Genomic DNA, 23,896 nt, shown 5'->3' on the forward strand with positions numbered 1-23,896 from the left:
GCAGGACGGTCAGCGCGCCGGTGGTGGCGGTGTTCGACAACCCGGTGCCGGCCGTGCCCACGGTCGTGCCCTCCGGCGAGGTCACCGAGATGTCGAACGAGTCGTTCGCCTGGCGTCGGTCGGTGACCTGCTTGTTCAGCGTCAGCTTCGAGGTCTGCACCGCGAACGCGACGGCCTCGATGCCCGCGTTCGACCGCAGGGTCTGGGAGAAGGTGGTCGCGCCGACCGAGTTGACCACGAGCGTGCCCCAGGTCGTGTTGGCTCCCCCGGTGCCCGTGCAGGTCACGGTGTTGGTGCCGAAACCGGTGGCGGTGCTTGCCTGGCAGCCCTGCGTTCCGGGAACCGAGGCGACCTGGTTGATCGGCTGGTTCGAATTCCAGGTGATGCTTTCGGCCCCGGTGTTCTCGGCGTCGGCGCCCACCAGCGCGTAACCACTCACGCGCGCGCCGCCCGAGTCCGTGACCACGATGTCGCGCAGGGTCAGCGTGTTGGCGCCGCTGACCCTGGTGTACAGCGCGGGCTTGCCCGGGATGTTCTTGTAGACCCTGTTGCCCATAGCCGATGCCGTGCCGTTGGTTGGCACGGCGAAGGCGGCCACCGGCACCGCCGGGCCGCCAGCGGGCCGGTTCACGATGTTGAACGTCATCGTGTAGCCGCCGGGCAGGGTGACTTTCATGTTCTGGCCCGCGGCGGAGCTGGCCTGGGTGTTGTTGTAGGCGCTCATGTCGAGCCAGCACAGGGTGGAAGCACTCGGCCCGCCGGTGCCGTAACCACAGCCGACCGGCGCATCCGCGGCCGAAGCCGGGGACGCGCCACCAACCATGGTCAGTGCCGCCAGCCCAGCGGCCGACAGCGCACCGCCGACGCGGGCGACGGCACGCCTCAGCGTGTTTGATTCCTGCGACATCCGTTTCTCCATCAGTCGATGTCACCGGTCGGTGACCAATGGAGACGGAATCCCACGGCGAGATCTGACGCGGGTAGTCAGCCCGGGGGACCCCCGCGCCGGCAACAGCCGGCTAGCTCTGGCGGCTCAACCGGCCAGCACCTGCGGGGACAGCTGCTTGAGCATCGCGTTGGTCCACTTCAGCTGGCGCAGCGTATGCGGGTGGCAGCGGCTCGCCAGGGCCTGCAGGTCGTCGTCCTTGATGGCCTGCGCTCCCTGCGCCAGCAGTTCCCAGTCCAGCGACACCCCGGCACACGCGCGGTGCAACCGGCGCAGGTCGGCCAGCAACAGCACCCCCGGCTCGGGCCGCGTGCTCAGCATCTCGCTCACCGCGGTGCGCACCGGCGCCAGCGGGCCCGACCGCTCGGCGACCTCGGCGCCCAGGTCCAGGCCGTAGGGGCGGCCGGCGTCGGCCAGCGCCCGGACGTGGTCGCGGGACCAGCGGGCCAGATCGCGGGCCACGTGGTGGATCTCGGGCTCGGCGTGGTGCCGGTCGGACACCTTGAGCAGGTCACGCACCAGCGCCTTCTCGGCGCGGTGCAGTTCCCGCAGGGCGAGGGCGATCTTCATCGGGCCCCCTCCACGCGCCGGATCGCGGCCGCCGCGGTCTTGAACAGCGGCTGCTTGGACACCGGGTCCCAGTCGGTGATCGTGAGCTCGTTGGCCGCCCGGTGCCGTCCGGACTGGTCGCCGGTGTCCCAGTACCCGTAGTGGAACGGCAGGAACAGCACCCCGTCCCGGATGCCGCGGATCCGCACCCGGGCGCGGACCGCGCCGCGTGGTGTGGTGATCTCGGCGATGTCCCCTTCGGACAGATCGTGCGCCTTCGCGTCCTGTTCGGACATCTCGACCCACACCTCGGGAGCCGCGTCGCGCAGTTGCGGCACCCGGCCGGTCTTGGTGCGGGTGTGGAACTGGTAGATCGTCCGCCCGGTGATCAACGCGAACGGGTGCTCCGCGGACGGCATCTCGTGCGGCGGCACGTACTCCGCCGCCTTGAACATGGCCTTGCCGTCCGGGTTGAACGCGCGGTACTCGTTCTGGTCGGCGGGCGCGCCGGTGACCAGGTCGCGCCCGTAGTCCTCGCAGTAGCCGGGCTGGGCGAAGAACTTCCCGTCGGCGTAGAGCCGTTCGGTGCCGTCGGGGTGTTCGGCGTCGCACGGCCACTGGATCGCGCGCTGACGCAGCTTGCCGTAGCTGAGCCCGGTGTAGTCGCAGGGCCGTCCGGCGCTGGCCCGCTTCCACGCCTCGAACGCCGTCTCCGCGTCGTGCCAGGACGGGAACGGCTGCCCGTCGCGGTCGCGGAAGTCCATGCGCCTGGCGTAGTCGAGGAAGATGTCCAGGTCCGGCCGCGCCTGCCCGGGCGGGTCGACGGCCTTCTCCGACAGGTGCACGGTGCGGTCGGCGTTGGTGAACACGCCCGTCTTCTCGCCCCACATCGCCGCGGGCAGCACCACGTCGGCCAGCTCGGCGGTCTCGGTCAGGAAGACGTCCTGGACCACGAGGAACAACCGGTCCTGGGACAGGATGGACCGGATGCGCGCGAGGTCGGGCAGCGACACCGCGGGGTTGGTGGCCGACACCCACAGCAGGCGCAGGCTGCCGTTCTCGGCGTAGCGGAAGATTTGCATCGCGTGCGTCGGCGGGGCGTAGTGCGGGATCTGCTTCACCTCGAGGTTCCACAGGTCCGCCAGTTCGGCGACGTGCGCGTCGTTGGCCCAGTTGCGGAACCCGGTGAGGTCGCCGTCGGCGCCGCATTCGCGGGTGTTCTCGGCCGTGGGCTGCCCGTTCATCTGCAGGACCCCGCACCCGGGGCGGCCGAGCATGCCGCGGACCAGGTTGATGTTGTTCACCTGCACGGCCGCGGCGGTGGCCTGGTGGGACTGGTAGAAGCCCTGCAGCACGGTGGACAGCAGGCGCTGTGCGCCGCCCAGCAGAGCCGCGGCCTCCCGGATGCGCGCGGCCGGGACTCGGCAGATCTCGGCCGCGCGTTCGGGCGGGTAGTCCGCGACGAGCGCGGCGAGCTGGTCGAAGCCCACGGTGCACCGGTCCACGTAGTCGTGGTCGACCCAGTCGCGGGCGATGATCTCGTGCAGCAACGCGTTCATCAGGGCCAGGTTCGTGCCCGGCAGGGGCGCCAGGTGCACGGTGGCCGCCCGCGCGACCGGGGTGTCCCGCGGGTCGACGCACAACAGCGACGGCGGGTTCGGCCCGGCGAGCCGGTCGAGCATCCGGCTCCACAGCACGCTCTGCGTCTCGGCGACGTTGTGGCCGTAGAGGGCGATGACGTCGGCGTGGTCGACGTCGGTGTAGGAGCCGGGCTGACCGTCGCAGCCGAAGGTCTCCTTGAGCGCGGCGGCCGCGGTCGCGGTGCACAGGCGGGTGTTGCCGTCGAGGTGGTTGGTGCCGATGGCGCCGTGCGCGATCGCGGCGAGCGTGTAGTACTCCTCGCAGAAGAGCTGGCCGCTGGTGTAGAAGCCGATCGAGCTGGGGCCGCGCTCGTCCAGCAGGGCCCGGCTGCGGTCGGCGACCAGGCCCATCGCCTCGTCCCAGCTCGCCTCGACGAGCCGCCCGTCCCGGCGGACCAGCGGGGTGGTGAGCCGGTCCGGCGAGGCGTTGGCCTGCCAGCCGTAGAGGTCCTTCGGGTCGACGCGGCCGCGGTTGACCCGGTCTTCGGCGCGGCCGCGGACGCCGACGAGGCGGCCGTCCTTGACGGCCAGTTCGAGGCCGTCGCCGTTGGAGTGCAGGACCGCCGCCGTCGGGACCCACCGGTCGACGTCGTCCTCGGTCAGGCCGTCGGCGAGCTGGGAATCGACCCGCACGGGCCAGGACTGTCCCGGTCCGTAGGGCGTGCGGGCGCCCCACGGATCGGCGATCGCGTCTCGTCGCACCCGGCCCGGGTACCCGCTCCCCCGGCGGGAAAACCACGTTGGTTGCGCAGCGCAATCATCGGGCGGTGTCGGCGCCGGGGTGGAGGGCGGCCTCGGCGGCGTCGGCGAACGCGCCGAACACGCGCGCCAGCTGCTCCCGCGCCCGGGGTTCCATCCGGTCGAGCACGTCGGCCAGGACGGACCTGCGGTCGTGGTCGACGCGGTCGACCAGCCTGCGTCCACGTGCCGTCGGCGCGAGCAGGATCTCCCGCCTGTTCAACGGGTTCGCGGCGCGTTGCAGCAGCTTGGCCGCCTCCAGGCGGTCACAGGCGCGGGTCACCGACGACGGGTTCAGGCCCAGCTCGACGGCCACCCGCCGCATCGTGACCGGGGTGCGCTCGGCGACCACGCGCAGTGCCCGGAACTGAGTCAGGGTCAGCCCCGCGGTCCCCCGCTCGACCGTCGCGTCGGCGATGCCGACCATCGACCGCAGCACGGCGAGGGCGGCGTCCGTCTCCGTCGTCACCGCGTTCGTTTGCGTCACGCAATCACCGTACGGGACGTTTGCCCGGCGGGCGGTGCAACTCGTTGCAACCCTGGCCGCGCCGTCGCCGCCACGTCACCCTCGACCACACGGTTCGGCGACGAGGAGGTCCCATGAAAGCCGCACGGTTCCACGGTCCCGGCGACATCCGGATCGACGAGGTGCCCGACCCGAGGGTGGGGCCAGGACAGGTGGAGGTCTCGGTCGACTGGTGCGGCATCTGCGGCACCGACCTGCACGAATACCTGGAGGGCCCGATCTTCATCCCGCCGGCCGGCTCACCGCACCCGCTCACCGGGGTCGGGCTGCCCGTGGTGATGGGCCACGAGTTCGCGGGCGTGGTGTCCGCGGTCGGGCCGGGCGTCACCGGCATCGCCGAAGGCGACCGTGTGGCCGTCGAGCCCTACCACGTGTGCGGCAAGTGCGCCGCCTGCCAGGCCGGGCGCTACAACATCTGCCGGAACCTCGGCTTCATCGGCCTGTCCGGCAACGAAGGCGGCTTCGCCGAACGGTGCGTGGTCGACCAGCGCTGGATCCACCAGCTCGGCGACCTGCCCACCGACATCGGCGCCCTGGTCGAACCACTGGCCGTGGGCTACCACGCGGTGCGGCTGTCCGGGATCCGCGAGGGCGGCACCGCGGCCGTGTACGGCGCGGGCCCGATCGGTCTCGTCACCGCCGCCGCGCTCAAGGCCCGCGGCGCCGGCCGGGTGATCGTGGTGGAACCGGCCGCCGCCCGCAAGTCGAAGGCCGGACCCGCGGGCGCGGACGTCGTCATCGACCCCACGACCGACGACGCGACCGAGGCGATCCGGGACCTGACCGACGGCGCGGGGGCCGACGTGGCGTTCGAATGCGCCGGCATCGACGCGGTCCTGGCGTCGGCGATCTCGTCGGTGCGCCCCGGCGGGACCGTGGTCAACGTCGCGATCTGGGGCCACGTGCCGCGGGTGGCGGTCAACGACCTGGTGATGAGCGAGATCAACCTGGTCGGCTCGCTGGCCTACTGCGGCGACCACGCAGGCACCATCGCGCTGCTGCGCGAGGGCAAGGTCGACGCGTCGCAGTTCATCACCGGCCGGATCACGCTCGACGACCTGGTCGACGGCGGGTTCCGGGAGCTGATCGACAACAAGGAGGACAACGTCAAGATCCTCGTCTCACCCCGGGAGCAGCTCGCCTGATGTAGCGGGCGGAAACCGCTTCGCACGCGGGCCGGTGCGGGCGTAGCTTGGAGCTTCGTCGCGGACCGTCCTTACCAGCATGCGGGAGCCATCATGGATCCCTCCACCACCGCGCGTGCGGAGAAGCTCGATCGCGAGGTCGTCGTCACCGGGCTCGTGGTCGTGTGCGGGCTCATCATGGTCGTGTTCGACACCACGATCGTCAACGTCGCGCTGGGGACCGTGAGCCGCCAGCTCGGCGCGAGCCTGTCCACGGCCCAGTGGATCGTGACCGGGTACCTGCTGGCGGTGGGGCTGGTCATCCCGCTCACCGGGTGGGCCGTGGACCGGTTCGGGACCAAACCGGTGTGGATCTTGTCGGTGGTGTTGTTCGCCGCGGGTTCGGCCCTGTGCGCGAGCGCCTGGTCGATCGAGAGCCTGATCGCGTTCCGCGTCGTGCAGGGTCTCGGTGGCGGCATGCTCCTGCCGGGCGGGCAGACGATCATCACGCGGGCCGCCGGGCCGGCGCGGCTGGGGCGGGCGATGGCGATCCTCGGGGTGCCGATGCTGCTCGGGCCGGTCTTCGGCCCGGTGCTCGGCGGCCTGCTGGTCGAGTACACCAGCTGGCACTGGATCTTCCTCGTCAACGTGCCGGTGGCGGCGTGCGCGGTCGCGCTGGCGGTGTGGAAGCTGCCCGGGGGCGGCGAGGCGGAGCACCCCGGCCGGATCGACGTGCGCGGTCTCGTCCTGCTGTCCGGGAGCCTCGTCGTGCTGCTCTACGGCCTGTCGCGGGCCAGCTCCCAGGGCGGTTTCGGGCACTGGAGCGTGCTCGCCTGGCTCATCGCCGGTGGCGCCGGACTCGCGCTGTACACGTGGCACAGCCTTGCCCGGGGGCCCGCCTCGCTGATCGACGTGCGGCTGTTCACCGACCGGTACTTCACCGCCGGCACGGTGACGATCTTCCTCGTGGCCGTCGCGCTGTTCGGCGGCCTGCTCCTGCTGCCGCTGTACTACCAGACCGTGCGGGGTGAAGGCGCCCTGGCCGCGGGCCTGCTGCTCGCCCCGCAGGGACTCGGCGCGATGGTGGCGATGCCGCTCGCCGGCAGGCTGACCGACCGGGTCGGGGCGGGCTTCGTCGTGCCGGTGGGCATCGTGCTCGCGCTGCTCGGGACCGCGCCGCTGGGCATGCTCGGGACCGGCACCTCGTACGGGTGGCTGAGCGCGGTGCTGTTCGTGCGTGGCCTGGGGCTGGGTTCGGTGATGATGCCGACGTTCGCCGCCGCGTACGCGCAGCTCGACCCGCGCGCCGTGTCCCGTGCCGCGCCGACGCTGTCGGCGATCCAGCAGATCGGGGCGTCGCTGGGCAGCGCGCTGCTCGTGACCGCGCTGACCCAGCACCTCACCGGCGAACTCACCGCGCGCGGCATCCCAGCGGTCGGCGCCGGGGCGAACCAGATCACCTCGATGCCGCCCGCCGTGAGGGCGACGGTGGCCCCGATCCTGGCCGAGTCGTTCGGTTTCGCGTTCTGGGTGGCGTTCGGCATGACCGCGGCGCTGATCGTCCCCGCGCTCCTGCTGCCCCGCCACCCCCGCCGAAGCGTGAGCGCAAGCCCGATGACGCCCGGCGCCTGAACCGCCCCCGTTCGCCGCTGCCCACCATCGGCTTGACCCGGCGTAGTCCGTGACCGCCGCTCCCCCGCACCAGGCGGCCAGCCGATCCGGCTCGGCACCCCAGGCGTGCTCGCTCCCCCACGCCAGACAGGACTCACCCCCCGGCACAACGGCATCCGCCACCTGCGAAACCCGTTGGCAACAAAAGCCTGGTTCCGAAACGAGCCGGTGTTCCGGATGCAACGCCCCCGACATCGCGGGCCGGTGAACTACTCCCATCGCCGCAGATGGGGAGGAAACCCGTGCCGGAGATTGTCTTTCGCGTTCGTTGGCCCGACGCCTCCGTTCAGCAATGCTACTCGCCCTCCACGGTCGTGGAGGAGTTCTTCGTCCCCGGGGACAGCTACCCGGTCGCCGAGTTCGTCGACCGCAGCCGCACCGCGCTGAACCAGGCCTCGGAGCGCGTGCGCCGCATCTACGGGTTCGGCTGCGCGCAGGCCGCGGCCCAGCTGGCCGACATCGAGGCCCGCGCGAAGTCGTTCGACGACGGCCGGGTCGTGGTCGAGGGGTTCGAGCGATGAACGGCCACCACACGGTCGTCGTGGTCGGCGGCGGTCAGGCCGGCCTGTCGGCGAGCCACTGCCTGTCCGCCCGCGGCATCGACCACGTCGTGCTGGAGCGCGACACCGCGGGCCACGAGTGGGCCGACCGCCGCTGGGACTCGTTCTGCCTGGTCACCCCGAACTGGCAGTGCCGCCTGCCCGGGTTCCCCTACCCCGGCGACGATCCCGACGGGTTCATGGTGCGCGACGAGATCGTCGCCTACCTGCGCGCCTACCGGGACGCCTTCGACTTCCCGCTCATCGAAGGGATCGAGGCGACCCGGCTGCGCCGCACCGGACGCGGGTTCCAGCTCTCCACATCGGAGGGTGAGCTCACCGCCGACCACGTCGTACTCGCCACCGGCCCCTACCAGGTGCCGCTGATCCCGCGGATGGCCGAACGGCTGCCCTCGGACGTGGTGCAGGTCCACTCCGCGGACTACCGCAACCCCGAACAACTACCGCCGGGTGAGGTGCTCGTCGTCGGCACCGGCCAGTCCGGCTGCCAGATCGCCGAAGACCTGCACCTGGCCGGCCGCCGCGTGCACCTGGCCGTGGGCAGCGCGCCGCGCGTGGCCCGCCGCTACCGGGGCCGCGACGTCGTGGCCTGGCTGGACGACATGGGCTACTACCGGCGCGGCATCGACGAGTTCGCCGACGCCGACGCCGTCCGCTTCCGCGCCAACCACTACGTCACCGGCCGCGACGGCGGGCGCGACATCGACCTGCGCGCCTTCGCCCGCGACGGCATGCGACTCTACGGCCGGCTCACCGGAATCAACGGCGGGCGGCTGACCTTCGCCCAGGACCTGAGCCACAACCTCGACGCCGCCGACGCCGTCTCCGAAGGCATCAAGGACTCCATCGACACCTGGATCACCGCCCACGCCATCGACGCGCCCCACGAGGACCGGTACGTCCCGGTGTGGCAGCCGGACACCGAACCGTCCGAACTGGACCTCGCCAGCAGCGGAATCACCTCCGTCGTGTGGAGCACCGGATTCGGCCGCGACCACCGCTGGATCGAGGTGCCGGTGTTCGACGGCCGCGGCTACCCCACCCACGAGCGCGGCGTCACCAGCTGCCCCGGCCTGTACTTCATCGGCCTGCCGTGGCAGCACACGTGGGGTTCCGGCCGGTTCTGCGGCGTCGCCGACGACGCGGAGTACCTGGCCGCGCACATTGCCTCCACCAGCCGCCGCACCGACGGGCTGCACTGGATCGCGGGCACCCCGGAGAGCACCTACCCGGCCGACGAGTACTGGACCGCGCCCCGGACGGTGGCCTGATGCCCGTCAACGACGCGCACCGCCACCTCGGCGTGCTGCCCGCCTACCCGTTCTACGGTGGACCCGCCGTGCACCCGGACCTGGGCGCCCGCGCCACCATCGACGAGCTGATCGCCGACCTCGACGCCGAAGGCACCGAGCGCGCGCTGGTCATCCCCAACTACGGGGTGCCCGACCCGGAGATCGCCTTTTCCTTCAACGAACTCTGCGTCGAAGCGGCCCAGCGGGACGACCGGATCCGCGCCGGGCTGTGGGTGTCCCCGCTGGACCGCGACGCCGACCGCACGGCGAAGGCCCTGAGCCTGGCCGCCGAGCCGGGTGTCCGGGCGCTGAAGCTGAGCTTCCTGCTCGGCGGCCGCCCCACCGACCCGGCCTGCCGCCCCGGCCTGGACCGGATCTTCGCCACCGCCCGCGAGCACGACCTGGTCGTCCACGTGCACACCTCGCCCGGCGCGGCCTCCGACATCGACGAGGTCGGCACGCTGGTCGAGCACTACGGCGACGACGTCAAGGTGCACCTGGTGCACTTCGGCGGCGGCATGAGCGGCCACATCAAGCTCGTGGGCAGCCGGTTCTTCGACTGGATCGCGGCGGGCAAGCAGGTCTACACCGACCTGTCCTGGGCGATCGGCTTCGCGCCGCGCTGGCTGGCCGCCGAGGTCGACCGCCGCGGCATCGGCGGCGACCGGATCCTCTTCGCCAGCGACGAGCCGTGGGGCGACCAAGCGGGCGAGTACGCCCGGCTGGCCGCCGCGGCCGGTGACGGCGAACTCGCGGACCTGGTGTTCCGCGGCACCTTCGACAAGCTCTACGGGTGATCCGCACCCGTGGCAACCCCGCAACAACAAGGAGATTCATCGTGTCCGAGCTGACCGAGACCGAGCAGCAGAGCCTCAACGAGATCCCGCACCCGTCGCTGCCGGAGGGCTCCAGCATCTACGGCGGCACCAAGGTGTTCCCGGACTACCAGGCCGAGCCCGGCCAGTCGTACTTCACGCTCGTGCACGGCATCGCGCACGAGTCGTCGGTGAGTTTCGTGGCGATCCTGCAGGCCACCCGCGCGCTGCGCAAGGGCTTCGAATCCGCCATCTACTTCTACGGCCCCGGCTCGATGAACGCCATGGCCACCCGCGGTTTCCCGACCACCGGCAACTCCGCGTTCCCCGGCGAGCACAACATCAACGACCAGCTCAAGACGTTCATCAAGGAGGGCGGCAAGGTCTACTGCTGCCGCTTCGGCCTGTCCCTGCACGGGCTGCGGGAGGAGGACCTGATCGAGGGCGTCATCCCGACGCATCCGCTGGACGTGCAGGACGCGCTCATCCACTACGCCCGCAAGGGGGCGATCATCAACTCGACCTACATGTGGTGACCCCGGGCTGACGGAAGAGGAGGCAGTGCGCGTGAAGACCGACAACCTGGACGCCCGGACCGACCTCGCGGTGCACGGGGTGCGCTGGGACGCGCCCGTGCGGCGCAGCAAGGGCGCCGGCCCGAGCGACGACGGGCACCTCGTCGTCGACGGTGCGAACGCGGCGCTGCCGCTGAACCCGGACAGCCCCTACACCCTGCGCGACGGCCGCGTCTACAAGGGACGGATCGACCTCGGGCTCACCGTGGAACCGGTGTCCCGCCCGAAGTTCTACGACCTGACCACCGCGGACGGCGTGCCGTACCGCAAGATCGCGCTGCTGCACGGGCGGGACGTGCTCGCCACGACCGTCGTGCAGACGTGCATCCGCTACGCCGAGGATCAGCGCTGCCGGTTCTGCACCATCGAGGAATCGCTCAAGGCCGGGGACACCGTCGCGGCGAAGACACCGGCGCAGCTGGCCGAGGTCGCCGAGGCCGCGGTCCGGCTCGACGGGGTGCGGCAGATGGTGATGACCACCGGCACCACGGCGGGCCCGGACCGCGGCGCCCGGCACCTCGTCCGCTGCGTCAAGGCGGTCCTCAATGCGGTCCCGGGCCTGCCGGTGCAGGTGCAGATCGAACCGCCCGGCGAGCTGTCCGTGATCGCCGACCTGCGCGCGGCGGGCGCGACCTCGATCGGCATCCACGTGGAGTCGCTGGACGACGAGGTCCGGCGACGGTGGATGCCGGGCAAGGGGTCGGTGCCGCTGCCCGAGTACGAGGCCGCGTGGGACGAGGCGGTGCGGGTGTTCGGCCGCAACAAGGTCTCCACCTACCTGCTGATCGGCCTCGGCGAGGACCCGGACGAACTGGTCGACGGCGCGGCGCGGCTGATCGAGCGGGGCGTGTACCCGTTCGTGGTGCCGATGCGGCCGATGGCCGGCACCCTCGCGCGGCGAGACGGCGTGCCCGGCCCGCCCGCGTCGCTGGTGCGTGACGTGAGCGAGCGGGTCGCGAAGTTGTTGCGGGAGGCGGACATGCGCGGCGCGGACCAGGAAGCCGGGTGCGCGGCCTGCGGGGCGTGTGGCGTGCTGAGCGCGGCGGGTGCCTGACGTGATGCCTGACGTGCTGGCCCTGCTGGGCGACTCGGCGACACTGGCCCGCCGTCCCGCCTTCCACGTCGAACCGGCCGACGCGGCCGCGGTGCGCGCCTACCGCGCCCTGCGCACCGAGGTGTTCGTGCACGAGCAAGGGTTGTTCGAGGGGCACGACCTCGACGACCGTGACGACGACCCGCGCACCGTCGTCCTCGTCGCCCGCGACCGGGAGGGCACGGTCATCGGCGGTGTCCGGCTCGGCCCGGCCACCGCCGAGGACATCGGCTGGTGGCTCGGCGGGCGGCTCGTGGTGCACCCCGCGTGCCGGGGCCGGGTCGGCCCGGCACTGGTGCGAGCCGCGTGCGCGCACGCCGAGAACGCCGGGGTGCTGCGGTTCGAAGCCACCGTGCAGGCCCGCAACGAGAGTCTGTTCACCCGGCTGGGCTGGGACCGAGTCCGGCCGGTGACGGTCGCCGGGACGCCGCACGTGCTGATGCGATACCCGATCGGCCGCATCGCCGCGCTGGCCCGGGCGACCAAGAGCGACCTCGGGCCGCTGCTGTCCGGGCTGACCGGCGTGCCCGGTTTCGTCGGCGACGACGGGGTTCCGGTGCCGGGCAGCGACGTGGTGGCGGCGTGCGACGCGATCCTGCCGTCCATGGTGGAGCGCGACCCGGACTGGGCCGGCTGGTGCTCGGTGCTGGTCAACGTCAACGACCTCGCCGCGATGGGCGCCGAACCGGCCGGGCTGCTGGACGCGCTCGGCGCGCGGGACGCGTCGTTCGCCAGCCGCGTGCTCGGCGGGCTGCGCCGGGCGAGCCAGGCCTACGGCGTGCCCGTGCTCGGCGGCCACACGCAACTCGGGGTGCCCGCCTCGCTCGCCGTGACCGCCTTGGGGCGGACGGACTTCCCGGTGCCCGGCGGTGGTGGACGGCCCGGGCAGCAGGTGCGGCTCACCGCCGACCTCGGCGGACGGTGGCGGCCCGGATACGCCGGACGGCAGTGGGATTCCACGACCTCCCGGCGCACACCGGAACTGCGCGCCATGCTGACCGCCGTCGCCCGGGCACGGCCCGCGGCGGCCAAGGACGTGTCGATGGCGGGCATCGCCGGAACGCTCGGCATGCTCGCCGAGGCCAGCGGCTGCGGCGCTGTCCTCGACGTGGCCGCCGTGCCGCGGCCCCGCGGCACGAGCATCGGCGACTGGCTCACCTGCTTCCCCGGCTTCGCGATGCTCACCACCGGGCCGGCAGAGCTGGACGCCGGACCGGCGGTGAGCGCCGGGTGCGGTGAGCTGGTGGCCGGGCGCGGCGTCGCGCTGCGCTGGCCGGACGGAGAACAGACCCAGGCCATCGCGGCCGGGGTGACCGGATTGGGGACCTCATGAGCACCCTGCGGATGGCCGCGGTCGCGGCACCGTTCGACCGCGACCTGGAGCGCGATTTCGACCGCATCGCCGCCCTGATCGCCACCGCCCGCGCGGACGGCGTCGGTCTGCTCGCCCTGCCCGAGGCCTGCCTCGGCGGCTACCTGGCCAACCTCGACGGCGGAGCCGACGGGCCACCACCCCTGGAAGTGGACGGCCCGGAGATCAAGCGGCTGGCCGCGCTCGCCGGGGACATGGTGGTGACCGCGGGCTACTGCGAGCACGCCGAAGGACGGCTCTACAACAGCGTCGTGTGCGTGACCGGTGACGGCGTGCTGGGCAACCACCGCAAAGTGCACCAGCCGCTGTCGGAGGACGCCACCTACCGCGCCGGCGACGGGTTCGCGGCGTTCGACACGCCGGTCGGGCGGCTGGGCATGCTCATCTGCTACGACAAGGCGTTCCCCGAGTCCGCGCGCAGCCTCGCCCTGGACGGCGCCGAGATCGGCGTGTGCGTGTCGGCGTGGCCGGGCAGCCGCACCAACCCCTCGGCGGACCTCGCGCAGGACCGGTGGAAACGCCGCTTCGACCTGTTCGACCAGGCACGAGCGCTGGAAAACCAGATCGTGTGGCTGTCGGCCAACCAGTCCGGCGTGTTCGGCGACCTGCGGTTCGTCGCCAGCGCCAAGGTCGTCGACCCGGGCGGCGAGATCCTGGCCGGCACCGGCGTCGCCGAAGGCATCGCGGTCGCCGAGCTGGACGTGCGGCAGGCGCTGGAGACCGCGCGCCGGTCGATGGGCCACCTGCGGGACCGGCGGCCGGCGGCCTACCCGGCGCTGGCCGGCGGCGAGGAGGAACTCGCCGCGGCGCGATACTGACGCGATGGGGACCATCCGCATCGGAGCCGTGGCCGCGCACTTCGGCCGCGACCTCGACTTCGACCTGCAGCGCATCGCCACGCTCATCGAGCACGCCCGCTCCTCGGGGGTGGCGCTGCTGGTGCTGCCGGACGCCGCGCTCGGCGGGTACCTCGCCGACCTGCGCCACCCGGACCCCGGCGCGCTGCCGCCCGCGCTCGCCCCGGACGATGTGCACCTGCGCAAGATCGCCGCGCTCGCCGCGGACATGGTGGTGTGCGTCGGGTACTGCGAGGCCGACGGCGAGCAGCGCTACAACGCGGCGGTGTGCGTCACCGGCGACGGCGTGCTCGGCCGGCATCGCAAGGTGCACCAGCCGCCCGGCGAGGTCGCCGCCTACTCGGCAGGCACCTCCTTCGCCGCGTTCGACTCGCCGGTGGGGCGGCTGGGCATGCTCATCGACTACGACAAGACGTTCCCCGAATCGGCGCGCAGCCTCGCCCTCGACGGCGCCGAGATCCTGGCCTGCCTGTCGGCGTGGCCCACCAGCATCACCAACCGCGCGCCCCGCATGTCGCAAGACCGGCAGGCCCGGTTGTTCGACCTCTACGACCAGGCGCGCGCGGCGGAGAACCAGGTGGTGCTGGCCTCGTCGAACCAGACCGGCGCGATGGGCGGGATGCGCTTCCTGGGCCAGGCCAAGGTGGTCGGGCCGGGCGGCGACATCCTGGCCCGCACCTGGAGCAAGGCCGGCATCGCGATCGCCGAGGTCGACGTCGCCGGCGAGGTCGCCACCGCCCGGCGGGTGCTGCACCACCTGGCCGAGCGCAAACCCGACGCCTACTGGAGCCGCACGTGAGGATCGCCCTGCTCAGCTACTCGACGAAGCCGCGCGGCGGGGTCGTGCACACGCTGGCACTGGCCGAGGCGCTGGCGGCCGAGGGCGCGGAGGTGACCGTGTGGTCGCTGGGCCGCGGCGGGGACAGCAGGTTCTTCCGCCCGGTCGACCCGGCGGTGAGCGTGCGGATCGTGCCGTTCCCGGAGGTCGAGGGCGAGGGCGTCGGGCCGCGGATCCTGCGCTCGATCGAGGTACTGCGCGCGGCGTTCGACCCGGGCGGCTACGACATCGTGCACGCCCAGGACTGCATCAGCGCCAACGCGGTCGAGCGGGTCCTGCGCACGGTGCACCACATCGACCACTTCACCACGCCGGAGCTGGCAGCCTGCCACGAACGCGCGATCCGCCGCCCGTACGCGCACGTCTGCGTGTCCGCCGCGGTGGCCGGGGAGCTGCGCGAGGGCTGGGGCGTCGAGGCGACGGTGATCCCGAACGGCGTCGACTACGAGCGGTTCGCCAGTGCCGCGCCGGATCCGGCGTGGTCGGGTCGTTTCGTGCTGTCGGTGGGCGGGATCGAGCCACGCAAGGGTTCGCTGGACCTGCTGGAGGCCTACGCGCTGCTGCGCGAGACCGACCCGGATGTGCGGCTGGTGATCGCGGGCGGCGAGACCCTGTTCGACTACCGCGACTACCGGACGGCGTGGGAGAAGCGGGCCGCCGAGCTGGGCGTGGAGCCGGTGGTGCTGGGCCCGGTCGCGCACGACGCGCTGCCGTCCCTGGTCGCCGCGGCGGACGTGTTCGCCTTCCCCTCGACCAAAGAGGGCTTCGGCCTCGCCGCGATGGAGGCGCTGGCCGCCGGAGTTCCGGTGGTCACCCGCGAGCTGCCCGTGCTGCGCGAAGTGTTCGACGGCGCCGCCCGGTTCGCCACCGACCCCGCCGGGCTGGCCGACCAGATGCGAGCCGCGCTGGCTGACCCGGAGCGCCTACGGGAAGCCGGCCGTCAGCTCGCGGCGTCCTACGACTGGGGCGCCGCGGCGCGGGCACACCTGACGCTGTACCGGGGGCTGCTGGCGGACTGAGGCCGTTTCCAGGCGGCCAACAAGCGGTTACAGTCGTCGGCATGTCCGGCGCAGTGCTCGTCGCCGTCGACGGGAATGCGGACGTACTCGGGGATGTCGAGCGGGAGCTGCGGGAGCGCTACGCCCGGCACTACCGGATCGTGTGCCTGTCCTCGCCCCAGAAGGCGCTGGCTGTCCTCGAGGAACTCGCCGGCGCGGGCGATGAGGTCGCGCTCGTCCTCGCCGGCCAGTGGCTGCCCGGGATGACCGGCAGCGAGCTGCTGGACCGCACCCGTCGCCTCCACCCGCACGCGAAACGCGGGCTGCTGATCGCGTGGGGCGACTGGGGCGACCGCGAAACCGGCGAAGCGATCTACACCTCGATCGCCCGCGGGCTCATCGACCACTACGTCCTGCGGCCGATGGCCACCCCGGACGAGGCGTTCCACCAAGCGATCTCGAGTTCGCTGCTGGACTGGGCCGAGTCGCGGCGGACCTCGCCCTACACCATCCACGTCATCGGGGAGACCTGGTCCGGGCGGGCCTACGAGCTGCGCCAGGCCCTCGGCCGCTGCGCGATCCCGCACTCGTTCTGCCTGGCCGACTCCGACGAGGGCCGGGCACGCCTGGCCACGGTGGGCGACGGGATCCGGCTGCCGGTCGTCCTCTTCCCCGACGGCACCGTCCTCACCGACCCGAGCAACACCGAGCTGGCGTTGGCCTCAGGCTCGCCGGTGAGCCCCGAGCGGATGGAGTTCGACCTGGTCATCGTGGGCGCCGGGCCGGCCGGGCTGTCCGCGGCCGTGTACGGCGCGTCGGAGGGGTTCAGCACGCTGGTCGTCGACGAGGGCGGGCTCGGCGGCCAGGCGACCTCCAGCTCACTGATCCGCAACTACCTCGGGTTCCCCCGCGGCGTCAGCGGCCGCCGCCTCGCCCAGCAGGCCTACGACCAGGCGTGGGTCTTCGGCGCGAAGTTCGCGTTCATGCGGCAGGCCCGCGCTGTGGAGCGCGCGGGCGGCGAGCTGGTCGTCACCCTGTCCGGCGACGCCCGGGTGCGGACCCGCGCGGTCCTCCTGGCCACCGGCGCGAGCTACCACCAGCTCGGAGTGCCGGCGCTGGAAGCCCTCAGCGGCGCCGGGGTCTTCTACGGCCCGCCGTCCTCGGAAGCGCCCGCCATGACCGGCCGCGACGTGTACGTCCTCGGTGGCGGCAACTCGGCCGGCCAGGCCGCCCTGTACCTCGCCCGCTACGCCCGCAGCGTCACGCTCGTGGTCCGCGCCTCATCGCTGGACGCAGGCATGTCGCAGTACCTGACGCGCGAGATCGCGGCGACCCCCGGACTGGAAGTCCGCACCGGAACCGAAATCGTCGGCGGCGGCGGTGACGGACGGCTGGACCACCTCGTGCTCCGCGACCGCGCGACCGGCGACGAGGAAACCACCGGCGCGGACGGGCTGTTCATCATGATCGGCGCCCGGCCGCACACCCGCTGGCTGCCATCCGAGATCGACCGGGACGACCAGGGCTTCGTCCTCACCGGATCGGACCTCCGCGACGGCACCTGGCCACTGCAGCGCAACCCGCTGCTCCTCGAAACGAGCATGCCCGGCGTGTTCGCCGCCGGCGACGCCCGGCACGGCTCGGTGAAACGCGTGGCCTCCGCCGTCGGCGAGGGCTCGGTGGCGATCCAGCTCCTCCACCGCCTCTTCGCGGCGAACGCCCAGCAGCCCCGCGGACGCGCGAAGGAAACTCGCCCCGCACCGGCGACCTGACCCGGGTCCAGGAGCCTCCAGCGTCGGGACGACCGTCACCACGCCGTGGTTGACGAGGAAGATCGCCGTGGCCTCGCCGAGATGAGGTCGGCAGTGTGCTCGAACCGCGGGCACGGCGGGCGGCACGAAGAAGTTCGCGGCGTGGCTGCCAGTAACGTCCGCTCGACCCGAACCCCCGCTTGAGTTGCGGTTTTGGCCGTCGGTCAGCAGGGTAGTCGCGAACGACCGCCTTGAGCAGACAGGGCGGAGTGGGGATGACGACGCGACCGATGACTGCCGAGCCGCCGCTGACGTTGGACCTCGAACCGGATACAGTGCCGCCCCTCGTGGCGGTACGGCAGTGGGCGGCGAGAGCGTTGTCCGATCTCGGCGAGGACCACCTGGTCGCGGTGCAGCTGGTGGCCACAGAGCTGCTGAGCAACGCCTACGAGCATGCTGGTGGTGCGCACCAGCTGCGGCTCCGGCGGCTCCGCGAGCCGTGCCGGACCGTGATCGAGGTGGACGACGGCAGCGACGAGCAACCCACGGTTGTGAGGGAGCGTGACCCGCGGGTGGCCGGCGGGCGTGGCCTGGCGATGGTGGACAAGCTGAGCAGCGCATGGGGCAGCCGGCCCCGCTCAGGCGGCGGCAAGACGGTATGGGGCACGATCGACTGCACCGTCTACCCCTGGGACCGCTGCCTCTGAACGCCGGAAACAGCAGGTCGTGGCTACCCGCAAGGAAAGCCGCGTTGAACGGCGTATCCGACTGCCCCACGTGCGTCGGCCGCGGACACCAACGCCAGATCCCGGCCCGGCGCGGCGAGGCCGGAACTCATGAGTGAGCGACGGCTCCATCGGTGATCAGGTGCTTGCGAACCGCACCACCGCTCGCGCTGAGAGAACTGCCTGCCCGTGCCCCTCGCCGCGCTGCTCGTCCCGAACGGTCAGCCGCGGCCGAGCAGGGTGTCGCTGACGTGCTGGAGGTGGGCGCGCATCGCGTCGGCGGCGCCGTCGGGATCGCGGTCGCGGAGGGCTTCCACGATGTCGCTGTGCTCGCGGTGGTAGCAGCGGCGCAGTTCGGGCGTCGAGGTGCGGCGTTTGAGGCTTCCCCACACCGGCAGCGAGCGCGCGGTGTTCATGACGTCGAACATCGTCATCAGCAGGCCGTTGTGCGCGGCCACGGCGATGGAGCGGTGCAGCAGCGCGTCGGAGCGTTCGAAACCCTCGAAGTCCTCCGCCGCGCCACCGGCGTCCAGGACCTCACCGATGCGGGCGAGGTCGGCCTGGGTGGCCACCCGGGCGGCGACCATGGCGACCTGCGGCTCCAGCAACTGCCGGACCTGCATGATCTCGGCGGGGCTGGTGTCCGACGGCGCGTCGGCGGCCGCGGTCACAGCGTCGGTGAGGAAGGTCCCCCGCCCGACGTGCCGGCTCACCAAGCCGTCGCGTTCGAGCGCTTCCAGCGCGCGCCGGACCGCGCTGCGCGGGGCCGACAGCCGCGCCACCAGGTCCCGTTCGGTCGGCAGTTTCGCACCGGGGCCCAGCGTGCCGTCCCGGGCGCCTTCCGCGACCAGGGCACGCAGGGACTGCTCCACCGTCGTCATGGACCAACCTTACCACCGCCTGACCAATCGAGACCAATGAGCCAACGACAAACTCGCAGTCGACAGCCTCCGTCGAAGCCCGTATGGTCTGACACCAGCAACATTGGTTTCGATTGGTTCAGATTGGTCACACATGAAGCTGGTGACGTTCACCTCGGCGGGAACGGACCGGGTCGGCGTGGTGGACACCGCGTCCGGCCTGGTCCACGACGTCAGCGGGGTTCTGCCCGACGGCGCCGGAGTGCTCGAAGTCGTGGAGAACTGGGACGAACTCGGGCCCGTCCTGGCCCGGCAGGCCTCCGAGCAACCAGGAACGCCGCTGGACTCGGTGCGGCTGCGCGCGCCGATCCCGGCGCCCCGCCGCAACGTGTTCTGCGTCGGGAAGAACTACCGGGAACACGTCGCGGAGTTCGGCCGCAGCGGGTACGACACGCCGGGCCGCTCCGAGGCGCTGCCCGACAAACCCATCCTGTTCTCCAAGGCCACCACGTCGGTGACCGGCCCCTACGACGACGTCCAATCGCACCCCGGGGTCACCTCCGAACTGGACTACGAGGGTGAGCTCGCGGTCGTCATCGGCCGGGGCGGCCGCGGCATCAGCCGGGAGCGAGCCTTCGAGCACGTGTGGGGATACACCATCGTCAACGACGTCACCGCGCGGGATCTGCAGCGCGATCACAAACAGTGGCTGCTGGGCAAGTCGCTGGACACGCACTGCCCGATGGGCCCGTACGCCGTCAGCGCCGACGAGGTCCCCGACGTCACCGCGCTCGAGCTGGAGACCACGGTCAACGGCGAGAACCGCCAGCTGGCGCTGGTCAAGGACCTGATCTTCGACATCCCGGACCTGATCGCCACCCTGTCGGCGGGCATCACGCTGCTGCCCGGCGACATCATCGCCACCGGCACCCCGGCCGGGGTCGGCATCGGGTTCGAGCCGCCGAAGTTCCTGTCCCGCGGGGACGTCGTCGAGGTCGCCATCACCGGCCTCGGTGTCCTGCGCAACCGGATCGTGTGAGGGAGACCGACATGAATGTCAATGGTGCGAACCTGGCCGTCGAGGTCGACGGCGACGGCCCCGCGGTGCTGATGGTGCATGGCCTGGGCGGCACGACCAACCTCTACCAGGTCCAGGCCGCCGCCCTGGCCGAACGCTTCCGGGTGATCCGCGTCGACTCCGCCGGGGCCGGCCGCTCCGGCCTGCGGGACGGCATCAGCATCACCACGCACGCCCACGACCTCGCCGCCGTCCTCGACGCGCTCGGCGTCGAAACGGCCGCGGTCGTGGGCCACTCGATGGGCACGCTGGTCGCGCGCGAACTCGCCTCCCGGTACCCCGCGAAGGTGTCCGCACTCGCGCTGCTCGGCGCGGTCGCCGAACCCGCCGAAGCCGGACGGCAAGCCCAGCGGGACCGGGCGGCCACCCTGCGCGCCCAGGGCACCGCGGCCGTGGCGCCCGGCGTCGTCGCCAACGCCCTGTCCGAGGCGACCCGCCGGGACAAGCCCGAGGTCGCCGCGTTCGTGCGCGAGCTGGTCATGCGCCAGGACCCGGAAGGCTACGCCCGCAACTGCGAGGCGCTGGCCGGGGCGGAAGATCCGGGGCCGGTGCCCGCGCACCTCCCCCTGCTCCTGGTCACCGGCGCCGACGACAAGGTCGGTCCTCCCGCCGTCAGCGAGAACCTGGCCGCCGCGCACGGCAACGCCACACTCGAGGTCCTGCCCGGCGTGGGCCACTGGACGCCGCTGGAAGCCGCCCGCGAAACCACCGCCCTCCTGCAGAAGTTCCTCTGATCCCAACCCCTCAACGACGAGGAGAGCCCATGTCCATCCCGGCGAACAAGACCCTGTTCCGCGACGTGTCCATTCTGGACTCCACCGGCGCCGAGCCCTACCGGGGAGACGTCCTGGTCGACCACGACCGCATCGTCTCGGTCGGCGCGACCGCGCCGGGCGCCGCGGACGGCGCCCGGGTGATCGAGGGCCGCGGCCGCACGCTGATGTCCGGCCTGTGCGACGCGCACACCCACTTCACCTGGAACAACAGCGGCGACCTCGACGGCCTGGCCGCCCTGCCGGTCGAGGAGCACCTGCTTTTCGCGATCGAGTCCGCCCGCTCCTACATCGACTCCGGCTACACCATGTGCCTCGGCGCCGCCTCCGCCAAGGACCGCCTCGACGTGGTCTGCCGCGACGCCATCAACGCCGGCCGCATCCCCGGCCCCCGCTACCTGGCCAACGGGCCGGAGATCGCCGTCACCGGGGGCGAACTGGTCAAGGGCATCACCTGGTTCGCCGACGGCCCCGAAGAGATGCGCAAGGCGGTGCGCCGTCTGATCGAGATCGGCGTCGACCAGATCAAGCTGTCCATGACCGGCGAGGAGATCACCGGCACCCAGCGCGCCGAGGACACCTACATGTCCGACGAGGAGGTCGCCGCGGCGGTCACCGAAGCGCACCGGCGCGGCAAGCGGGTCTGCGCCCACGCGCGCAGCGCCGAAAGCGTCAAGATGTGCGTGCGGCACGGCGTCGACATCGTCTACCACGCCAGCTTCACCGACGAAGAAGGCATGGATCTGCTGGAGTCGGCCAAGGACTGGATCTTCGTCGCACCGGGCGTGAACTGGCTGGTGGCCACCCTCTACGAGGCCGCCGACTTCGGCTATCCCCAGGAAGCCGCCGAAGCCGCCGGCTACAAGCGCGAACTGGAGATGGCCACCGCCGCGATGATCGAGATGCACAGGCGCGGCATCCGCGTCCTGCCCGGTGGGGACTACGGCTTCGCCTGGACGCCGCACGGCACCTACGCCCGCGACCTGCAGCACTTCGTCGAACGCTTCGAATACACCCCGATGGAGGCGATCCTGGCCGCCACCGCGTTGGGCGGGGAGATCATGCTGCGGCCGCACGAGCTCGGCAAGGTCCAGCCCGGCTACCTCGCCGATCTGCTCCTCGTCGACGGCGACCCGCTCGCCGACATCACCGTCCTGCAGGACCACGACAAGCTGCACTACATCATGAAGGACGGCAAGTTCCACAAGGAAACCCCCGACCAGCGGTGATCAGCCCGTCGGCCGCCCGGCACCGCGCCGGGCGGCCGTTACCGTGCCCCGAGGAACACGATGCCCCTGCTCGTCTGCCGCACCTGCCCCCGCTACGACACCCACCGCACCGGCCAGTTCGGCCACGCGCTGCTCGCCGCGCTCGCCACACACCCCGGCGCGGACGGGATCACCGTCCGAAGTGTCCAGTGCCTCGGCGGTTGCCCTCGCGACGGGGTGGTCGCCGTGGACGGCCCCGGCAAGACCCGGGTCCGCTTCGCCGGCCTGACGCCCGGGGACGCCGAGGCGATCCTGGAAGCAGCCCGCGCCCACGACGCCTGCCCCAGTGGCGATCCCGCGGAATGGCCGGTGCCCGCAGGCCTCGAAACCCGGATCAGCTCCGTCACGGTCAAACGCGCACCACGCGCGTGAGCCGGGTGCGCCCTCGTTCCCAGCGGCGAACCCGCGCTCGCCGCTCGCCAGAGGTTCTCATTTCGGTGAACTAGTTACTCACTCAGCTGTCCGCGCCGTTCGCCGCACGGCCGACGGTGCCGCTTCGCGACGCCGTCGACGGCGATCGTCGGCGCGGAGCAGGAGTGCGGCGGCGATACCGACGGCGACCGGCGCGCCCATGGCGAGAAAGATCATGTCGATGGTCCATCCGGCGGTCAGCATGAGCCCGCCGAGAAGACCGCTCGCCAGTGTCCCCAGCCGGCCTGCTCCGTTCGCCCATCCCATGCCGGTCGCCCGGGCGGCGGGCGGGTAGGCGAGCGCTCCGATGGCGTTCAGCACGGCGCTGACGCTCGCGAGCGACAGACCCAGCCCGAAGACGATCAGCAGCAGGCCGGTGAACCCGAATGTGAAGGCGGCGACCGCGAAAATGCCGACCAGGCCGAGCGCCCACAGCGACGCAACGACCAGGAAGCGGTCGAGCCGTTTGAGCGCGAACGAGACCAGCACCTGGCCGAGGAACGCTCCCCAGCCGAACATGCCGATGATCACTCCGGTCTGCGCGGCGCCGAAGCTCTGCTGCCGGACCATGAGCGGCAGGTAGTTGAGGATCAGGAAGGCAACGCCCAGCCCGATGAAGAAGGCGAGCCAGAGCAGGACGGTGGTGAGCACGAGGCGCCGCGACAGCACGGTGGCAACGCCGGAGTTGCGGCGGAGTGATCCTGATCCGGCCGGTGCCGCGAAAGACACAGTGGACAGATCGCGACCGGGTACGAGCCTCGCCAGCGCCCGCCTGACCTCCGTTACGGGACGCCCTCGGGCGAGGAGCACGCCGGGCGAATCCGGGACCAGCAACACGATCGGCAGCACCAGGCAGAGCGGAGCGACACCGCAGGACACCAGCAGAGCGGGCCAGCCCCACACCGGGATGATCGCCGAGGCCAGGAACCCGCCCACGACAGTGCCGACGGCAACGCCACAGAAGGCCAAGGACACCATTTGCGCGCGGCGGCCGCTGGGAACGGCGTCGGCGACGACGGCCAGCAGGACCGGGACCGTGCCACCGAGACCGAGACACGCGGCGACGCGGAGGATCATCAACGGCTCGATCGACGTCGCGAGCCCCATCGCCGCCGTGGTCGTCCCGAACAAGACCATGCCGGCGACGACGGTGCTCCTGCGGCCGTAACGGTCCGCGAACGGCCCGGCGAGCACGCTGCCGATCGCCATTGCCAGCACGCCGGAGGTGACCGTGGCGGTGATCGCACCCAGCGAGGTACCCCAGTCGCGGACGATCTCGGGATAGACGAAGCCGGCGATGCTGATGTCGAGCCCTTCGGTCACCATCGCGACAAAGGTGAGCAGCACGACGACACGTTGCCGGCGACTCATGCCTCCGGCGGAATCGAGGAACTCCTGCCAGGTTTGCCTGGGTTCGGGGGCAGTGCTCATAGCGG

The 23,896-nt window shown here is 72.0% G+C and carries 22 protein-coding genes and 1 pseudogene; 17 read left to right on the plus strand and 6 right to left on the minus strand.

Going from position 1 to position 23,896, the window contains the following annotated elements; translation table 11 throughout:
* The 4 genes and pseudogenes from ACCP09_RS20290 to ACCP09_RS20305 all read right to left on the minus strand — a co-directional run.
* Positions 1-907, minus strand: a pseudogene (locus ACCP09_RS20290) (DUF11 domain-containing protein); the annotation flags it as partial.
* 126 nt (positions 908-1,033) lie between these two features.
* Positions 1,034-1,516: a hypothetical protein gene (locus ACCP09_RS20295; protein WP_027929439.1), complete on the minus strand. Its 483-nt coding sequence runs from the start codon at positions 1,514-1,516 to the stop codon at positions 1,034-1,036.
* Positions 1,513-3,837: a molybdopterin oxidoreductase family protein gene (locus ACCP09_RS20300; RefSeq protein ID WP_433748893.1), complete on the minus strand. Its 2,325-nt coding sequence runs from the start codon at positions 3,835-3,837 to the stop codon at positions 1,513-1,515. The genes ACCP09_RS20295 and ACCP09_RS20300 overlap by 4 nt, the downstream gene beginning before the upstream one ends.
* A 55-nt stretch (positions 3,838-3,892) precedes the next feature.
* On the minus strand, positions 3,893-4,360 hold the full coding sequence (locus ACCP09_RS20305; RefSeq protein ID WP_027929437.1) for a MarR family winged helix-turn-helix transcriptional regulator: 468 nt from the start codon (positions 4,358-4,360) through the stop codon (positions 3,893-3,895).
* 113 nt (positions 4,361-4,473) lie between these two features.
* Between ACCP09_RS20305 and ACCP09_RS20310 the strand changes: the two genes are divergently transcribed.
* The 13 genes from ACCP09_RS20310 (at position 4,474) to ACCP09_RS20370 (ending at position 18,052) form a co-directional block, all read left to right on the plus strand.
* A complete protein-coding gene (locus ACCP09_RS20310; RefSeq protein ID WP_433748896.1) occupies positions 4,474-5,544 on the plus strand; it encodes a 2,3-butanediol dehydrogenase in 1,071 nt (356 codons plus the stop codon).
* A 93-nt stretch (positions 5,545-5,637) separates the two neighbouring features.
* Positions 5,638-7,155 carry a DHA2 family efflux MFS transporter permease subunit gene (locus ACCP09_RS20315; protein WP_433748899.1) on the plus strand — a complete coding sequence of 506 codons (1,518 nt, stop codon included), beginning with the start codon at positions 5,638-5,640 and terminating at the stop codon, positions 7,153-7,155.
* A gap of 266 nt (positions 7,156-7,421) precedes the next feature.
* Complete coding sequence (locus ACCP09_RS20320) at positions 7,422-7,715, plus strand: MSMEG_0570 family nitrogen starvation response protein (RefSeq protein WP_084022524.1); 294 nt, start codon at positions 7,422-7,424, stop codon at positions 7,713-7,715.
* On the plus strand, positions 7,712-9,025 hold the full coding sequence (locus ACCP09_RS20325) for an MSMEG_0569 family flavin-dependent oxidoreductase (RefSeq protein ID WP_433748902.1): 1,314 nt from the start codon (positions 7,712-7,714) through the stop codon (positions 9,023-9,025). Before ACCP09_RS20320 ends, ACCP09_RS20325 begins: the two co-directional genes overlap by 4 nt.
* Entirely contained in the window at positions 9,025-9,843 is an 819-nt protein-coding gene (locus ACCP09_RS20330) for an amidohydrolase family protein (RefSeq protein ID WP_433748905.1), read from the plus strand. The genes ACCP09_RS20325 and ACCP09_RS20330 overlap by 1 nt, the downstream gene beginning before the upstream one ends.
* 41 nt (positions 9,844-9,884) lie before the next feature.
* The gene (locus tag ACCP09_RS20335) at positions 9,885-10,397 is read left to right on the plus strand and encodes an MSMEG_0572/Sll0783 family nitrogen starvation response protein (RefSeq protein WP_017982569.1); all 513 of its coding nucleotides are present in this window, start codon (positions 9,885-9,887) and stop codon (positions 10,395-10,397) included.
* A 31-nt stretch (positions 10,398-10,428) separates the two neighbouring features.
* A complete protein-coding gene (locus tag ACCP09_RS20340) occupies positions 10,429-11,490 on the plus strand; it encodes an MSMEG_0568 family radical SAM protein (protein ID WP_433748909.1) in 1,062 nt (353 codons plus the stop codon).
* A 4-nt stretch (positions 11,491-11,494) separates the two neighbouring features.
* A complete protein-coding gene (locus ACCP09_RS20345) occupies positions 11,495-12,862 on the plus strand; it encodes an MSMEG_0567/sll0787 family protein (protein WP_123687350.1) in 1,368 nt (455 codons plus the stop codon).
* Positions 12,859-13,719 carry a carbon-nitrogen hydrolase family protein gene (locus tag ACCP09_RS20350; RefSeq protein WP_433748913.1) on the plus strand — a complete coding sequence of 287 codons (861 nt, stop codon included), beginning with the start codon at positions 12,859-12,861 and terminating at the stop codon, positions 13,717-13,719. Before ACCP09_RS20345 ends, ACCP09_RS20350 begins: the two co-directional genes overlap by 4 nt.
* Positions 13,720-13,723: 4 nt before the next feature.
* Positions 13,724-14,557, plus strand: a complete 834-nt coding sequence (locus ACCP09_RS20355; protein WP_027929428.1) for a carbon-nitrogen hydrolase family protein — start codon at positions 13,724-13,726, stop codon at positions 14,555-14,557.
* Positions 14,554-15,615: an MSMEG_0565 family glycosyltransferase gene (locus ACCP09_RS20360; protein WP_433748917.1), complete on the plus strand. Its 1,062-nt coding sequence runs from the start codon at positions 14,554-14,556 to the stop codon at positions 15,613-15,615. The genes ACCP09_RS20355 and ACCP09_RS20360 overlap by 4 nt, the downstream gene beginning before the upstream one ends.
* A 41-nt stretch (positions 15,616-15,656) precedes the next feature.
* Positions 15,657-17,366 (plus strand): FAD-dependent oxidoreductase, encoded by a 1,710-nt coding sequence (locus ACCP09_RS20365; RefSeq protein WP_433748920.1) that lies wholly within the window; start codon positions 15,657-15,659, stop codon positions 17,364-17,366.
* 254 nt (positions 17,367-17,620) lie between these two features.
* Positions 17,621-18,052 (plus strand): ATP-binding protein, encoded by a 432-nt coding sequence (locus ACCP09_RS20370; RefSeq protein WP_431908630.1) that lies wholly within the window; start codon positions 17,621-17,623, stop codon positions 18,050-18,052.
* Positions 18,053-18,291: 239 nt separating this feature from the next.
* On the opposite strand, the gene ACCP09_RS20375 is transcribed toward ACCP09_RS20370, so the two are convergent.
* A complete protein-coding gene (locus ACCP09_RS20375) occupies positions 18,292-18,951 on the minus strand; it encodes a FadR/GntR family transcriptional regulator (RefSeq protein WP_378336229.1) in 660 nt (219 codons plus the stop codon).
* Positions 18,952-19,084: 133 nt separating this feature from the next.
* Between ACCP09_RS20375 and ACCP09_RS20380 the strand changes: the two genes are divergently transcribed.
* From ACCP09_RS20380 to ACCP09_RS20395, 4 genes are read left to right on the plus strand one after another with little or no spacing between them, the layout of a single operon-like run.
* Positions 19,085-19,969, plus strand: coding sequence for a fumarylacetoacetate hydrolase family protein (locus ACCP09_RS20380; RefSeq protein ID WP_237338472.1), 885 nt, complete (start codon positions 19,085-19,087; stop codon positions 19,967-19,969).
* 11 nt (positions 19,970-19,980) lie between these two features.
* Entirely contained in the window at positions 19,981-20,742 is a 762-nt protein-coding gene (locus tag ACCP09_RS20385; RefSeq protein WP_433748926.1) for an alpha/beta fold hydrolase, read from the plus strand.
* Positions 20,743-20,771: 29 nt separating this feature from the next.
* The gene (locus tag ACCP09_RS20390) at positions 20,772-22,010 is read left to right on the plus strand and encodes an amidohydrolase family protein (protein ID WP_433748928.1); all 1,239 of its coding nucleotides are present in this window, start codon (positions 20,772-20,774) and stop codon (positions 22,008-22,010) included.
* A 60-nt stretch (positions 22,011-22,070) separates the two neighbouring features.
* Complete coding sequence (locus ACCP09_RS20395) at positions 22,071-22,421, plus strand: DUF1636 family protein (protein ID WP_433748931.1); 351 nt, start codon at positions 22,071-22,073, stop codon at positions 22,419-22,421.
* A gap of 78 nt (positions 22,422-22,499) precedes the next feature.
* Here ACCP09_RS20395 and ACCP09_RS20400 read toward each other — a convergent pair whose 3' ends face one another.
* Positions 22,500-23,891, minus strand: coding sequence for an MFS transporter (locus ACCP09_RS20400; RefSeq protein ID WP_433748934.1), 1,392 nt, complete (start codon positions 23,889-23,891; stop codon positions 22,500-22,502).
* Positions 23,892-23,896: the final 5 nt, after the last annotated feature.

The sequence above is a fragment of the Amycolatopsis sp. 3B14 genome, from assembly GCF_050958625.1.
Taxonomy (GTDB): Bacteria; Actinomycetota; Actinomycetes; order Mycobacteriales; family Pseudonocardiaceae; genus Amycolatopsis_E; species Amycolatopsis_E thermoflava.